The 15242-nt window shown below is 45.9% G+C and carries 14 protein-coding genes; 4 read left to right on the forward strand and 10 right to left on the reverse strand.

Features of this window, described 5'->3' with window-relative positions; all coding sequences use genetic code 11:
- The first annotated feature begins 434 nt into the window (after positions 1-434).
- Entirely contained in the window at positions 435-1508 is a 1074-nt protein-coding gene (locus H6G03_RS08745; protein ID WP_190463936.1) for a peptidoglycan recognition protein family protein, read from the forward strand.
- A 199-nt stretch (positions 1509-1707) separates the two neighbouring features.
- Here H6G03_RS08745 and H6G03_RS08750 read toward each other — a convergent pair whose 3' ends face one another.
- Entirely contained in the window at positions 1708-2298 is a 591-nt protein-coding gene (locus tag H6G03_RS08750) for a chromophore lyase CpcT/CpeT (RefSeq protein WP_190463937.1), read from the reverse strand.
- Positions 2299-2558: 260 nt separating this feature from the next.
- Between H6G03_RS08750 and H6G03_RS08755 the strand changes: the two genes are divergently transcribed.
- Entirely contained in the window at positions 2559-2774 is a 216-nt protein-coding gene (locus H6G03_RS08755) for a hypothetical protein (protein ID WP_190463938.1), read from the forward strand.
- A 489-nt stretch (positions 2775-3263) separates the two neighbouring features.
- On the opposite strand, the gene H6G03_RS08760 is transcribed toward H6G03_RS08755, so the two are convergent.
- Positions 3264-4436, reverse strand: a complete 1173-nt coding sequence (locus tag H6G03_RS08760) for an esterase-like activity of phytase family protein (protein WP_322111877.1) — start codon at positions 4434-4436, stop codon at positions 3264-3266.
- A gap of 173 nt (positions 4437-4609) precedes the next feature.
- Here H6G03_RS08760 and H6G03_RS08765 point away from each other — a divergent pair, with 173 nt between their 5' ends.
- Positions 4610-5863 (forward strand): tetratricopeptide repeat protein, encoded by a 1254-nt coding sequence (locus H6G03_RS08765; RefSeq protein ID WP_190463940.1) that lies wholly within the window; start codon positions 4610-4612, stop codon positions 5861-5863.
- Between the two features lie 226 nt (positions 5864-6089).
- A complete protein-coding gene (locus H6G03_RS08770; RefSeq protein ID WP_190463941.1) occupies positions 6090-6383 on the forward strand; it encodes a WGxxGxxG family protein in 294 nt (97 codons plus the stop codon).
- A gap of 154 nt (positions 6384-6537) precedes the next feature.
- On the opposite strand, the gene H6G03_RS08775 is transcribed toward H6G03_RS08770, so the two are convergent.
- The 8 genes from H6G03_RS08775 to H6G03_RS08810 form a co-directional block, all read right to left on the reverse strand.
- Positions 6538-6897, reverse strand: coding sequence for a hypothetical protein (locus H6G03_RS08775; RefSeq protein ID WP_190463942.1), 360 nt, complete (start codon positions 6895-6897; stop codon positions 6538-6540).
- Between the two features lie 270 nt (positions 6898-7167).
- On the reverse strand, positions 7168-8208 hold the full coding sequence (locus tag H6G03_RS08780) for an NAD(P)/FAD-dependent oxidoreductase (RefSeq protein WP_322111878.1): 1041 nt from the start codon (positions 8206-8208) through the stop codon (positions 7168-7170).
- Positions 8183-10507: a hypothetical protein gene (locus tag H6G03_RS08785; protein WP_190463943.1), complete on the reverse strand. Its 2325-nt coding sequence runs from the start codon at positions 10505-10507 to the stop codon at positions 8183-8185. The genes H6G03_RS08780 and H6G03_RS08785 overlap by 26 nt, the downstream gene beginning before the upstream one ends.
- Positions 10508-10662: 155 nt before the next feature.
- Complete coding sequence (locus H6G03_RS08790) at positions 10663-11682, reverse strand: DnaJ C-terminal domain-containing protein (protein ID WP_190463944.1); 1020 nt, start codon at positions 11680-11682, stop codon at positions 10663-10665.
- A gap of 173 nt (positions 11683-11855) precedes the next feature.
- Complete coding sequence (locus tag H6G03_RS08795; protein ID WP_190463945.1) at positions 11856-12401, reverse strand: AAA family ATPase; 546 nt, start codon at positions 12399-12401, stop codon at positions 11856-11858.
- Positions 12402-12482: 81 nt separating this feature from the next.
- Positions 12483-13772: a glucose-1-phosphate adenylyltransferase gene (locus tag H6G03_RS08800; RefSeq protein WP_190463946.1), complete on the reverse strand. Its 1290-nt coding sequence runs from the start codon at positions 13770-13772 to the stop codon at positions 12483-12485.
- Between the two features lie 316 nt (positions 13773-14088).
- Complete coding sequence (locus tag H6G03_RS08805) at positions 14089-14877, reverse strand: SAM-dependent methyltransferase (RefSeq protein WP_190463947.1); 789 nt, start codon at positions 14875-14877, stop codon at positions 14089-14091.
- 97 nt (positions 14878-14974) lie between these two features.
- Positions 14975-15235: a hypothetical protein gene (locus H6G03_RS08810; protein WP_190463948.1), complete on the reverse strand. Its 261-nt coding sequence runs from the start codon at positions 15233-15235 to the stop codon at positions 14975-14977.
- Between the last annotated feature and the right edge of the window lie 7 nt (positions 15236-15242).

Raw genomic sequence — 15242 nt, forward strand, 5'->3', positions numbered from 1 at the left:
CTTTTATTAATAATCAGTAATAATCCAATTTCAATCAGCTACTTTTGCTTTTATTACAGGACTTTATTCTCATTTATTTTGTTTCCTGGTAGGCAGGTGCAATCTGGGAATGCAATGCTTGCAAATTCTGCCTCATGGGGATCGATCGCCAGAGCTTCCAGAGACTATATCCAATTCTCCTGGCCCGATCCGGAGCGAAAAAGACCGAAAATAACGAAAATATAACGATGACATCGACTATCTTTAGTTTAAAAGTTGGCAATCGTTCTTAATGTAAGTATTTCCACACATTCGCCAAAATTCATGAACTTAGAGAATTTACCTAAAAAGCGATCCGGAGGAAATAAATCGACACCTGAATCAAATATATAAAAGCAGCTCTAAAACAAATTTTAGAGTCACTGACTGGAGTATAAATTTTAGAGGAAATTCAAATGCCTTTCACTGCAAGTGTTATTTCCGCTGCTAACTGGGGAGCCGTACCCCCGAAAGAGTTGCCGGAAGAAACAATACCTAAACTCATAATAATTCACCATACGGATAGCCCGAATCCTCCTAATGCTATATCTAAAGGAACATTGGAAGGAGGCAAACAGCTAGCCAGAAATATCCAACGCGCTCACATGGAGACTAACGGCTGGAACGATTCCGGACACAACTTTTTGAATACGATCGGCGGATTTGTACTAGAGGGAAGACAGGGTACTTTAGCAGCAATTTCCAAAGGACATTGCGTTCGTTCTGCTCACGCTGGAAATAAGGCGGCAAACGAGTCACCAGGAATTGAAAATGAAGGTAACTTCATGACTCACCGGATGGGAACAGCCCAATGGAATAGTCTGGTAGAATTATGTGCTGCTCTTTGCTCTGCTTACAATATCGATCCGGACAATATTAAAGGACATCGAGACTTTAAAGCGACTGACTGCCCTGGCGACTGGCTATACAGCCAATTGCCCCGTTTGCGAAGAGTTGTTCGACAAACTTTAGCTCCCCCCAGCATACCTTTAAAGAAAGGCTCGAAGGGTTCAAAAGTCAAAGATTTGCAGAAATATCTCAAAGCTTGGGGCTTTAATCCTGGCTCTATTGACGGCGTTTTTGGTACTAACACGCAAACTTCTGTAATCGGGTTTCAAAAATCTAAAGGTTTGACTGCGGATGGAGTTGTGGAGGCAAAAACTTGGAAGGCATTAATTACTTCACCGCCACCACAACCGCTACCATCGGAAATTATCAGTCTGGTCGATGTTTGCAAGTATTATCAAGGTTTGCCAGCGCAAGATCGTGCTTTGGAATGGCTGCAAGGGCAAATTCCCAAACCAATCATGGATGAGTTTGCAAAAAGATGGCGCGATCGAACTTCGCCGCAACCAACACAACCTTTAACTATGATTAATGTTTGCAAGTATTATGATGGGTTGTCCTATCAAGACGAGGCTTTGGAGTGGCTGGAAGGGCAAATTTCTCAAGCGGTTTTGGAACAGTTTGCCCAAAAATGGCGGAGTTAGTTATGAGGGGCTAGGGGTTAGGGGTTAGGGATTAGGGGAAGAGGGAAGAGGGAAGAGGGAAGAGGGAAGAGGGAAAAGGGAAAAGGGAAAAGGGGAAAGGGAAAAGGGGAAATATTAATTCTTCTGCTTCCCTTCTCCCCCGCTCCCCCGCTCCCCCGCTCTCCCTCTTCCCGACGCCCTAACCCCTAACCCCTAACCCCTAAACTTTTATCTCGTCGGCAAAGCTGGCCCAGCGCACGAAGTAGAAGGGGCCGGCGACGGAACCCCAGATGTGTTCGTCGGTTTCTGGGTCGCGTCCCCTGTCGAGGCTGATAAACTTTTCTTCATCGATCTCGAATTCGCTATCTAGGTAGGTGTTTTTGCCGTTGCGAAATACCATGCAAGCTTTTCCGGGTTCCACCCTACCTTTAAAAGTGCTGCCAGTCCGCTCTACAATCATGTTGCAGCCTGGTAATTTCTCTAATTGTTCTGTTTTGAGGTTGTAAAGTCGATTGAGGTCGCGGGAAGCACCGTAAAATTTTTGTTCTTCCTTTACGGTGTAGTTTTCGATTTGGATACCGGAATCTGTATTCACGAGTTTGAGAACGCGCACCCGGTAGGGATTGTTAAGCGTGTAATCGTAAGCTTGTTCGACAAACAAACTCACTCCGCCCAGGAGTTCTAGGGGCAAGGGACGCATACAAACGCGAATGTGGGCATAAAATGGCGGATTTTCAAAGGCTTGGGCTTGATTGCTGAAGTCTGCTGCCATTAAGCGGGCTAAAGTCGCGATATCGGTTGAATGAGTCATTGCTTGTTAAATTTTTCTTTTTGTGGAACGACCCAAGTCATTTTACTGCCTTGCACAAAGAATATCTATGCGGTCGTAGGGGGTCACCGAATTTTGGATTTTGGATTAGTTCTTGGAGATAAGTGTGACTCGCGTCACAGGTTAGTTCGGGTTTGACTCACTAAACGACATCAGTATTATCACTCAGAAAATATCAGCAGAATCACCCACCATCTTGGGAAACCAAGGGAAGATAAAGATGTCGAGTTCAAAACAACCCCATGTCTCCAGTGAATCTCCTCCCCGGCGCAATCGAAGAACTAATCGCTACCGTTACCGATACCCACCGCCTCACGAAAGCCGATCGCTATGGTATGATGGCTGCCATCCTGGACGAGTCCACTACTGATGAACAACGCGGTTGTCTCGATCGTCTGATTCGCTCTTTGGTCAAGGGTCGCATTCAAGTCGCTGATGAATTGTCAATCGTAATGTAAATAACAGGCTCTTAAAGCGGAACTCGACACTCTCAGCTTTAACAGTCATAGATAAAAGCTTATAGAAAGCGGGTTTCTTGGAGAAACCCGCTTTCCCATCTTCTCAGCGAGAATCGGTTGGGTTGAAGTACGAAATCCAACCTACGAATAATATCGTGTCCGGTTGCATCGGTAGTGTAAGAATGATGCTCAAGATTATCTGTGGGAGATGGGGGGTTAAATTTTTACCGCAGATGAAGACAGATAAACGCTTCGGAACGCAGATAAGAACTTATAGCGCTACGCGCTGGGGTGTTTACAAATACTGAATTGAGTCTGTATGTACCTTAGCGCAGTCTGTCCTAATCTGTAACTGTACCAGCGCGTAGCAGTACAGATAAGAACGTATTTTTTATGTGACCGATGCTACCGGACATGATATAAAGCGCTACGGCTTTTGCGTTTAAATGAGTGACTTTCTTTTGCGACTTTGGCGTTAAAGTAAAATCGTCAACGTCCGCCTTTAAGACGAAACAAGAGAAACTGCGTTACTTGCTTCTCGTTAAAATTATCATCGCTTACTAAAATCAAACTTTGACTGCCGTCGGGGAAACGAGGGCCAAATGTGATTCCCTCGATATTATCCAAACTAATCCCAAGTTCTTTCAAATCCAAAAGTAACTTTTTCTTAATCGGATCGATCGCCCGCAGTTCCCCTTTTAATGTCACAATACGGGAAGTATCGGTGGCTGCGCCAGTCGCGATTTGAAAAATGCGAATATCGTTACCAAAAATACCGAAAGAACGCTCTACACTAAGAAAATGTCCGCCTTGGTCTATTGCCAGCAATTCCACTAAACCATGAAATTGAGCGCCTGGTGGAGGTGGCGATAGCTGATAAAGATGTTCGGAAATGGGAATGGGGGCGCGATCGCTCACTAAGTAGTGTAGCAGACGGCATTTAATAGGTTGCAGTTTGGGATTGCCGCGATCGTCTAATTGTACTGGATCGCGGTCTTGTACGAGCGCCGATTCTGTAGCTGTAAATAAGCGAATTGGTTCGCCGCTAGCTGGTGTAGATCCGGTAGGATTGAGTGTGAGAGCTTCAAATCCCAAGTTCTCTGGAACGCCTCGCTGTTGCTTGTCTCCGTTAGCATCGGGGATGTAGCGCTGCGGGATGGCGAATTTTTGGCGCAAACGTCCTGTTTGCAAATCGAATTCACCGACGGAAGGGGGGACGCTGTTTCTGGCGACACCTTCGCTGGAAATAAATACGGTTCGTTGGGGAGAAAGGGCGATTCCTTCTGGATCTATAGTGTATTTGGGAAAAGGTTGTCCGTCTTGTCCTTTGAGGAAAGTGACCTTTTCTACTTGTACGTTTTGGATACCAGTGTTGCCAAGAGAGAGCTTAAGGGTGTAAAAACGAGCTGGAGCGAATACGCTTTGGTCGTCGGAAAGGGCGTAAAAGCGATCGATCCGGCGATCGTATGCTAGCGCCGACAATCCGCCAACTGGCGTACCTTGAAACTTTTGCTTGGGTAGCTGGTACTGTCCCAAAAATTCTAGGGATAAGTTGAGAAAAGTGCGCTGTTGGGCGCTGACTTGCGGCAAACTACAAGCAGAGAGCAAACTCAGTAGCCCTGCTGCTAAAACTAATAATAGTCTTTGTAAGCTTTTGTTCACCAACCTCTCCTGAAATTTCAAATTTTAGATTTGAGATTTCAAATTTTAATATATAGCAACCGCCAAGTCGGTTAGGACAACTTCAAATCTTCCCTCTAGTCTTTCTATCCTTTACTCGCTAACCCTGTTCCCTGTTCCCTAACCCCTAGCCCCTAACCCCTAGCCCCTTTTATATGCCCAATCGCAAACAGCTAAAACTCCAAGTTTCTCTTCCCCCGCTTTTGTTTTCTTCGGTGTTGTGCGTGGGCATCACTTACCCAGCCATAGCCGCCGATAACAATAATAACAATAGTAATAAAAAGCCCAACCCAAATCAATTTCCTCCCAATCCGTTGGAAATCAGAGTTCGCGATCCGTTGATACCTCGTTCTGGCAGAGATAAACGACCTCTGACTCAGGCAGAACTGGCAACTTTAGCAACTGCATTGGATCGATTAAATGCCGAAGCTGCTGCCAAATTACAAGCTAACGACGAAAAGGGCGCGTTGGAAACATGGTATCGCGAATTGCGATTGCGGCGATATTTGGGATTGTTGCCGGAAGTGCAAGCGCTGAGTCGCGTTGGCGGAATTGCTTGGGAGAGAAATCTCAGCGAAGATGTGCAGTATATCACAAAAAGGCTGCAAACGATTCAGCAAACACAATTGAAGCCGCCAGTGGAGTTGGATTTGTTGCGATCGCTCGCTGCTGCATTCGAGCAAGTCAGAGCGCCTGACTGGTCTGTCAAGGTTTACGAACAAATTTTAGCAGCAATGCGGCAGCAAGGCAATAAAGTTCAAGAAGAAGCGCTGCTATTGAAAATTGGCGAATTGAGTTTAAGTTGGTTTGATTACGCGAAGGCGATAAGCGCTTATCAAGAATTAGTAAATTTCGCACAACAGGCAGGCGATCGCACCAAGCAAGTTAATTATCTCAAAGTACTGGCATATCTTTACGGCAAAGATAACCAAATTGAAAAATCCATTAAGATAAAGCAGGAATTAATTGAATTTTACCGCAACCAACAAGATTTCGTCCAAATTCCGGCTATTCAATTGGAAATAGGGTCAGCTTACGAAGCAGTCGGTCGCCTGGAACAAGCCACACAAAATTATCAAGAAGCATACGCCTTTGCTTGGTCAATTCAACAGTATGCTGCCGCAGGCGATGCGCTGCGGAAGTTAGTCGCACTGCAACGCTCTCAGAAGCAAATAAACGCTGCTTTGGAAACTTATCAAGTCCTTGTGCAGGCTGATTATTTAGCTTACAACTTTTACGGTATGATGAATACTTACGATGAAGTTGGGCAACTTTATTTAGAGTATAAAAATTTTGCACAAGCGCTCTCAGCTTTTCAAAAAGGTTTGGAACTAGCCCAGCAGTTGAAACACCGTGAAAGCTATTTCGCCAGACAGATTCAGCGAGTGACAGAACAAGCTAATCGTTAGGGGCTCTTAAAAGTCAAAAGTCAAAAATAAAAAGTCAAAAACACGAGGGAGAGGGAAAGGGAGGAGGTAAGAGGAGTAATTTTGACTTTTGACTGTTTAACCCCCTCTTGAGTTAGAGTCTGGAATAAGAAGGTTTCCCACCGCAGATTGATGAGAGTTGTTTGATGAACCGATAAATTTGGGGATGTAAAGAATCTGCCGTCGATGGAGAGCAAAGAGGAGAAATATGAAACCTTCTAATTTAACCAAGGTTGTGGGAGCCAGCGTCATCGCTCTAAGTTTAACTATTTTGCCTTCAACACTACCTGCTACTGCTCAAACTGACACCAACGTTGATAGATCTGGCCCTGTTATAGACAGGACTCCTTTCCAGGAAACAAGAGACGATAATAATAATTGGGGTTGGTTGGGATTGCTGGGTCTGATCGGTTTAGCTAACCTGTTCCGTAAGGAACCAGAACGGACTGTTTCGCGCGATCGCGATGATGTTATGGCTGGTGACCCAGGTTCCAGACTGTAAGTTTCCACACTTAATCTGACTACCAACTTGTGTGATATAAAATAGAAACCGGGTTTCTTCAAGAAACCCGGTTTAGTGATATAGAAACCCGGTTTCTTCAAGAAACCGGGTTTCTAAAACATCCACCCCTGAAGGTGTAATTGCCTTTCTGTTTTTAAGAACGATCGTCTAAACTTCTTAGTTGTAGTTCCACTGCATTTAGATAGTCATCATCTGCCATAACACTAGATGGAAGTCGGTTGGCTTTCACTGCACTCTCGACGATATCTTCGGCATCGACAGTTCCTGTGCGATAAGCAGAAATTAGACCTTGGGCGCTGGGAATTCCTTGCTCCTCGAAGTAACCTTGATAAGCCATATAAACTAGATTGAAAGGTTGCAATTCAAAGCTAGGAACCGTGGGGGTACTACTTGAGGAGGCAGGGTTATCAGTCGGTGATTCAGCTCTAACAGCAGGTGCGGCGACAGCAGACAGCAACACAACAGATAAACCACCAATAATTAAACGTTTCATCACAAAATCTCCCAAATGAATTGAAGTAGCTCGGTTAATTACTTCCTTTAATTACTAGGATGATTTATTGTGATGGAGATTACATCTAACAATTAGAATAAGACTCAAGGTAGAATAAATATTGTTTGGCGAGCGAGTTCATATCTACAATTGAAATTTTTAAGTCTTACCAATGACAGATAATTTTACGTTGACAAGCTTTAGGTTCACCGAATTTTTTGGATGCTGTGCTTTTGGATGCTGTGCTGCTGATGAGGTAGGTTTTTTAAGTTAAATCCAGTCAGGTGGGTGAGGCAAAGTACCGTAGAGTTCCCTTAATTTAGCCAGATCTTGTCCAAACCAATTATTAAGCCACTGACGGTAGGCTTGAATTGCTTGTAGCTCGATCGCACCCTTATTGACCATCTGTATAATTAAATGAGCGGCCATCATCCCGGACATAATTGCTTTGAGAACGCCGTGAGAAGAAGCCGGATCGAGTACAGCAGCGGCATCTCCAACTATAAAATAACCGAGACCGGCGCAAGCAGGCACAACGCGCCAGGTTACATCTGCCGCACCGATTTTACCTTTGGGTATGAGTCCTTGGAATTCTTCAGGAAGCCAATTTTTTTCAATTGTTTCGTTAGCAAAAAATAGTCGAGTCCATTGATAAAGTTGGGGACGCACCCGCGCTGTCCAAGTCCACCCGCTTTTGTCTGCAACTATTGCCGGTGCATCATCCCGAATCGGACAATCTCCCGACGCATATCCATAATAAGCAATCAGACGGGGAGAATAAGTTTGAATTGGCAATGTTAACTGTTTAGCTAGCCAGTGTCCGCTACCGGCAGCGTCGATAATAAAAGATGATGGCAAAAAACCATCTGATGTCTCAACTCCGACAATCCGATTTTCCCTGACCACAGGATGCAAAGCGCGACAAGGTTGCCGAATTTCGACGCCTAACTCAATAGCTTGATTTTGCAAAATAGCATCAAAATGCGATCGCCATGCTTGAAAACCGCGCCACTTTCCCCTTTCATCTGCACCGAAAGGCACAAATGTCGATTCGCTTGACCATTTAACCCAATTTCCTTCGTGTCTGAGGAAATCGGCAGAGAGAATTTGTGCTGCTACGCCTAACTGTTCCAGAAGCGGTTCTATCCCTGGATGGAGGGTTTCGCCGGGACGATCGCGGGGAAAAGTTTCGCGTTCGACGATAACGACGCGCCAACCCATTTTAGCTAACAAGATCGCCGCCGCCGCACCGGACGGGCCACTACCAATAATTACGACATTCGTCTCAGATATTTTTGAGTTCCCAGTCACGATTGCCTCTTTTCATGACAATTTGAATAGGATCTACAAACAGGATGACCATTTCCTCAATTGCCACAAAAACTTTTTGACCTACAGAATTTTTATCGCCATGACGATATACCTGAAAGCGATAAACATTGCCGTGCAGATTAGTTTTAGTTTGCGATTCGGCTTTTTTTACTTCCGGGTCATCATCAGCAACTTTTCGGAAAGAAAACACACTCCATTTAGCTTTTTCATTAGTGATATCCCAGAATGCTTGAGTGGAGGTAACCCCTGGTTTATAAAAGTTTTCTTCCTTAATGCCCAATGCTCGGTAAACTCGCGCCATTGCCAAAACGCGGGCTTCGTATTCGCGAATGCCTACTTTGCCAGTTAGGGCTAAAGAAAATTGATTTTGCAAAGCATTTTTGACATAATCAACGTTATCGAAAGCAGCGTACTCGACAAATTCTTTATTTTCCCGATTTACTAACCGAGGGCCTGTTACTCCATCCCAAGGAAGCTTGCCAACTTGACCGATTTCTTCATCGGTAAGCGGGCTAATTGTCGGCCAAATTTCGTTAGGTTCAAAAGTGCGTGCCGTATCGGGAGCAACAGCAGGCCAAAATGTACTCAGAGCTGCACATAGTTTGGCATCTTCGGGAAATGGACTGCCCAAACCGTAAGCTGCTAGGTGTTTTGTGCCGTCGGGGGTAACGTCGAAACTGACATCCCAACCGGGAGCAAAAATTCCCGCTGCTGCATCTGGAAGGTAGGAACTTCTGTTAGTTTCGGGAACTTCCAGAGGCATTTGACGAACGGGTTTGTCTAGCAAGAAAGAGACGATCGCAGTTACGCTAGTATCTTCTGTGCGAAAAGGTGCTTTTTTAATCTGAACATTCGGTGCTAGTCGTTCATCGGATAAAGTACCGGGTGTAATTCTCCAAGTACTGCGTTTGATCGAACTCGGTACTGACTGCTGCCACCAATCCATCAATTCTCGCTGATCGGTATTGGGGAAGAAATCAGGCGCAGCTACTATGGAATAAGCTGGTACGCGACGGGGCAAAAGCACTGCTAATTGCGGACAGATAGCTTCAATCCAGCCATCGCCAGTAAAATCGATAAAATGTAGGGCATCGTAGCCACCTTGGGCGACAATTTCGGCGACGTTTTCTTTTTCGTTGAGGTCAACTTGTTGGCCGTTTGGCAAAATTTGAAAGCGTGCGTGGACATATTCGGGAGCGCGACGCGCATCTTGTTTGCCAGTAGGGATGTAGAGGCTGGAAGATAAAATTTGGTTGTAATCTTTGGGAACTTTAAATGTGAGCGGTTTACCCTTATATTCTGCTGGTTGAACTAAGTGGGGATGCACGACTGGCAATAAAACTCCGGGGCCATATTGGGGATTATTTGACCATTCTGCTATACCTTCAGTAAATATAAATGGCGGCTTGCTGATGTCTGGTTCTTGCCATCCAGTGCCTTGCTTCCCAATTTCGAGATGGATGCGCCGCAGCTTTTCGTTGATGTGATAAGCTTTTAAGACTACCTGCAAGTCAAAACCGCGCAGGCATTCTTTGCCGCTGAAAAGTTTGTGCAGGGGCACCCAAAAATCGCGCAGCTTATCATCGCCTGGGTTGGGATAATTGTCGCTATCTATACGATTTAGCTCTTGCCTGATGTTGAAACGCATCGGCCCAAATCGGTCTTTGTTGCCTTTCATTTGGACTGCCAAATAGGCGGAGTAACGAGATGGCAAAACTCGAAAAGCATGAGGATTTCCATCTACAAAAGGTAGGAATCCTCGATTGCGACCGTTATAAAGTGGCTCGACAGTTCCTACTCTGGCGATGCCGGTACGGGAGTAGCACATTTCGGCGTGCTTTTGCAGGACTGTTTCCGGTGCGGGGCGATATTCAGATGCGAAGACGACGATCGCTAAATTAGCACGGTTGGCACGGGCTCTAATCTCCAGCAAGGAGGGTGGATTGACGCCATAAACGTAGTTTTCGACGGTATCGATTTCCGCTAAAGTGGGAAAAGCACTTAGCTGTTTGCCATCAACACCAGAAACTACATTCGTCGAAGCGAAGGCGTGAAAGAGCAAGCTGCGGGCGGGATTGCGCGGTTCGATACCTCTTTTGCCTTCTTGGGCAAAATCTTCAAAACCGGGAATGCGTCGGTTGATACCGGGTAATTCTTTGGTGAGTTCCCGTTTGAGATCGGTGGCGGCGAGATCGAGTCCGTGTTGGAGAAGCAAGTCTCGCCATCCGTGGGGAGCAAGACGATCGCAGATTTTTTTTACTTCTTGGATAAGAGTCATTGCCGATGGGTAGATGCCCGGTGGGTCATCAATTATCCTACATGGGAAATAGTTTACCAACTCTTAAGACCAAGGCCATATTCTTTAACAGATTTCAAATTTTAGATTTTAGATTTAAGATTCCAAATTTGAAATCTTAAATCTGAAATCTAAAATTACAGACGTATTTGCTTTAATTGACTGCGAGGATTGAAACTGCGGGAGGTGCGGATTTTTTCGTAATATTCCCGTTCGATGGCACTGAGGTCTTTCGGCGGTACGATCGTAATTTTCACCATTTGGTCGCCGCGTCCGGCTTTGGGGTTTGGCCATCCTTTGCCCCGCAGGCGTAGGGATTGACCGGAACGAATGCCGGCGGGAACGTTGACTGTAACGGCACCATCGGGTGTGGGCACTTCTACTTGAGCTCCCAAAACAGCTTCATCTGGAGTAATTGGCACCTCGCAGACCAAGTTTTCTCCCTCAAAATGGAAGAAGGTATGGGGCAGCAATTCCACTGTTAAGTACAAATCCCCGCGCTGCTGGTTGTAGGGATTGACTGTGCCTTTGCCTCTGAGACGAATGCGACTACCAGTTTTGGCACCTGGGGGAATTCGCACGTCAACGACTTCTGCACCTAAGTCCAGGCGCTTCTGGACGCCGTGAAATGCTTCGGATAAGCTGAGGTTGAGGGTTGCCTCTCTATCCGATCCTGCTTGACCTGCCCGATCTTCAAAACCCTCATAGCCACCAAAATTGCTATATCCGCTTGGGCCTCCCGCATTGGTACGGTAGTTGTAAGTCCGCCCGCCAGAACGCCCCGGCCCAGCACCAGTACCTGTGGTGCCGAATCGACCCAGCAATTCGTTGATGAATTCATCAAAACTGCCATACTGACTGAAGTCGAAGTTACCGAAATCAACGTTAGGGCTGGCACCGCCGGATGGCCATCCTTGACCGGCCTGTTTCCAATACTGGCCGAATTGGTCGTATTTTTTACGTTTGTCTGGGTCTGACAACACTTCGTAGGCTTCGCTGACTTCTTTGAAGCGAGATTCAGCGTCTTTGTTGCCAGGGTTCATGTCGGGGTGATACTTGCGTGCGAGTCGGCGGTAGACTTTTTTGATTTCGTCAGCGCTAGCGGTCTTATTCACCCCCAAAACGGCGTAATAGTCTTTGAAGTCGGTCGCGGGCATTAGGCAGTCTCCTATAAAGGTAAAGATTTTATTTATATATTTTCGCGAAGGTATTTGGAATTTGCTTTGAATAGCTATTCCGGGCAGAGCGATTTTTGCAGAAAGCTCTACCCTCTATGATGGTGACAGCAAATACTCGGCACTGTTACCGATCGATTTTCTATTTAAGGGTATCAAATGTGCAAGTTCGGTTCGGTTCGGTTATTGCTCTCTCGTGCGATCGCAATTTCCGTACTGGCTACGCCTGGGTAGTAGCGCAAAATCAGGTCTAGCCCATCCTCAAAGGTTGGCGGCGCTTCGCGCAGTCGCCCGTACATCCGGAATATGACATCTTCCGGTACTCTCCGCTGACGGCGGCGATTCCGTGCCAGACAAAGCCACACTGGTATATCTAGCCACAATGCGGTGATGTGAGTGAAGCCGATGGCGCGGGCGAGGGCGATCGCTTCTCGTCGCTGTGGGCAAACGGCGTTGGTTGCATCGTAAATAGCTTCTTTGGCTTGCCCCAACTGTATTTGCTCTACAGCTTGCTGAAATTGGCGAGTTAGTTCGTCCCAAACTAAAAACCAGGGCCCCTGGATCGCTTCATCTCCAAACAGTTTAGCCCTAATGGTGTCTGTGGAAATTAACAGACGCTGTGGGTATTCTGCGACTAGCTTTTGTGCTAGAGAGGATTTGCCGCTACCAGGAAGCCCTATGAGAAAAATTAGTTTCGTCATTGAGAATTTTGGATTTTGGATTTTAGATTTTGGATTAAAAATAAATCTAAAATCTAAAATCTAAAATCTGAAATCTAAAATCTAAATGATTGTTCCATCGGGAATTGTGGCATTTTTGAGAACTACAACAATGCCGTTGCGGATGTAGAAACCCTCACTTTCCCGTGCGGCTTCTTCCACTCTGTCTTTGTTGGTAATGACAACGTTGCAACCAATGCAAGCGTTTTTGTCGATGATGGCACGGCGAACTATTGTGTTCGCACCGATGCCCAAGGGTACTTTACCGTTATGGCAAATCGAGTTCCGTTCCATAAAGGGCTGGTAGAAGTCCGACCCCATCACCAGGGTGTCTTCCACGATGCAGCCGGATTCAACGCGCGATCGCACACCCAAAACCGAGTGATCGATGCGGCATTCTTTGAGGATACAGCCTTCGCTGATCATCGATTCTGTGACTTGACAATCCAACAGTTTTGTGGGTGGCAAGTAACGGGCGCGAGTATAAATGGGGGCACTTTCGTCGTAGAAGCTGAAAGGCGGGTGAGGCTGTCGCGTCAGCGCCAAGTTTGCTTCGTAGAACGATTCGATCGTCCCAATATCTTCCCAGTAGCCACCAAATAGGTAAGCTTGAACGTTGAGATCTTTAGCCGACGCCGGGATAATCTCTTTACCGAAGTCGGTGCGTTCTGGGGATTCTTTCAGCAGCTGAATCAGCACATCCTTTTTAAAGACGTAAATCCCCATTGAGGCGATGTAAGGCATTGCCTGAGCTTTTTCTGGCGTTAGGCCCAGAACGGTGGTATCCACTTGCATCTTTGTCAAAGCATCGCCTTTGGGTTTTTCGCTGAAGTCAACCACTCGCCCGTTTTGGTCGATTTTCATCAAGCCAAAATCGGAGGCCCGTTTCTCATCCATCGGTACGACGGAGATGGTGATATCCGCATTGGTGTCCCGGTGGCGTTGCCAGAACAAGCGATAGTCCATCCGGTAGAGGTGGTCTCCCGAAAGAATCAGATATTCATCTACATCCCATTCCTCGAACAACCACATATACTGGCGCACCGCATCGGCAGTACCCTGAAACCAGTTGGGGTTTTCGGGCGTTTGCTGGGCGGCGAGTACCTCAACGAACCCGTCGGTGAAGCCTGTAAAGTTGTAGCCACGCGCAAGGTGACGATTGAGGGAAGCCGAATTGAATTGCGTTAGGACGTATATTTTGAAGATCTCTGAGTTAATGCAGTTACTGACGGGAATATCGATCAGGCGATACTTCCCGGCCAGGGGTACTGCGGGTTTAGCCCGCAGCTTGGTTAGCGGGTAAAGGCGGGTTCCTGCGCCACCGCCCAGGATGATAGATAGTACTCTTTTCACGAAAAACCTCTCAACTGCCAATCAACTCCCTAGTCCAGTGTCTGATTGTGCGGAGCAGTTTGCAAGAGGGGGAGGGAGGAAGTCTAAGATTTTGGGGATCTGTCCCTAGTCGGAGGGTGGGCTGCTACGCGGAAGTCAAAAGTCAAAAGAAGGGCGTCGGGATTAGGGGCTAGGAACTGGGGACTAGGGAAGAGGGAGAGGGGAGAAAAGGAATTTTGACTTTTGAATTTTGAATTTTGACTTTTGACTTTCCCACTCCCTCTTCCCCAAGTCAAAATGTCTTATGTTGGATTTTATAGTATACACCAAGCTATTTTTACTCCTGTATTGAGCGAGGAATTCCCAAGCGATCGAGCATTTCTAAGTCGGGAGATGCTGGTGCTTTGGGTGGTATGTAAAGTGTTGACATTGGGGCATCCAAAACTTCAGGAACTTTTGCTAAAGAAATACGTTGAATAACTGGTTCGCAGATATGATATTGTGCAGCCTCATAAATTATTACTTCGTGATCGGAGGAGTAGTATTGCTGCAAATATTCAATCAGAATAGGGAGACACCTAGAGACACGAATTTCCGGATTAAAAGACAACTCGCCGACAATGCCAAATTGCCACAGAATCAATGAGCTAGATGTGTCGAACTTGCGCTTGTAAACTAGGAAATCAGTGGCTTCAAAACTTTGACATCCACTGGTGCCAGGATCGATCCCCAGGTCAGCGAATAAGCAATCTTCGGCAGAAATAGCAGGCAACATCCTGGCACAAAATCCTTCCAGACGCGCACGTTTAATTGCTTCATGGGATGGGTAAACAAAAACTCCTGGATGACCGTAAAATACAACGCATACTTTTAAGCCATCCCGAACACAAGTAAGAATTCGCTCTACCATCTCTAGATAAGTAGTTAGACGGTTTTTGCCCGGTTGATAAAAGACGGAAAGGGACTCAGATGTTGAATTAATTTTTTTAAGCCAAGCAATTGTTGGTAGGTCAGCAACAACGAACAAAAGCTTTTCGGCTTGTTCAATATAAGTACGCGCTTCTGGTGTTATTTGGCTAATCAGCCGAATACCAGTTCCGACTATAGTTAATGAACCAGAATTCATAATTTTATCCTTGGCAGAAACCTTGTCAAAATGTCTAGAGTTAAGTTTTAGGTATGAACTAGCCTAGAGATAATCACTGTGCGATGGCTAAATTTTATTAGACCTCTGGTGGGCTTGTGAGCCAAAGCTTGAGAGGAGGAATTGTTATAAAAGCTTCTGCCAAAAGATCAGGATATTGGTAAAGTTCTTCAGCAATAGCTCTATCGAGCATTGCCGAATTTCCACTCTTAATTATGGCTTTTTCCGCTGGAGTCAAGTTTGTTGCATCAAGTAGACTATCAGGGTTTTCTTGCCAAACAGCTAGTTTCTTTGGCTCTTCACCTATTGATAACAAAAATTCAGTTAATCGGGCTTCCACAATAGCC

It is taken from the genome of Aerosakkonema funiforme FACHB-1375 (genome assembly GCF_014696265.1).
GTDB lineage: Bacteria > Cyanobacteriota > Cyanobacteriia > Cyanobacteriales > Aerosakkonemataceae > Aerosakkonema > Aerosakkonema funiforme_A.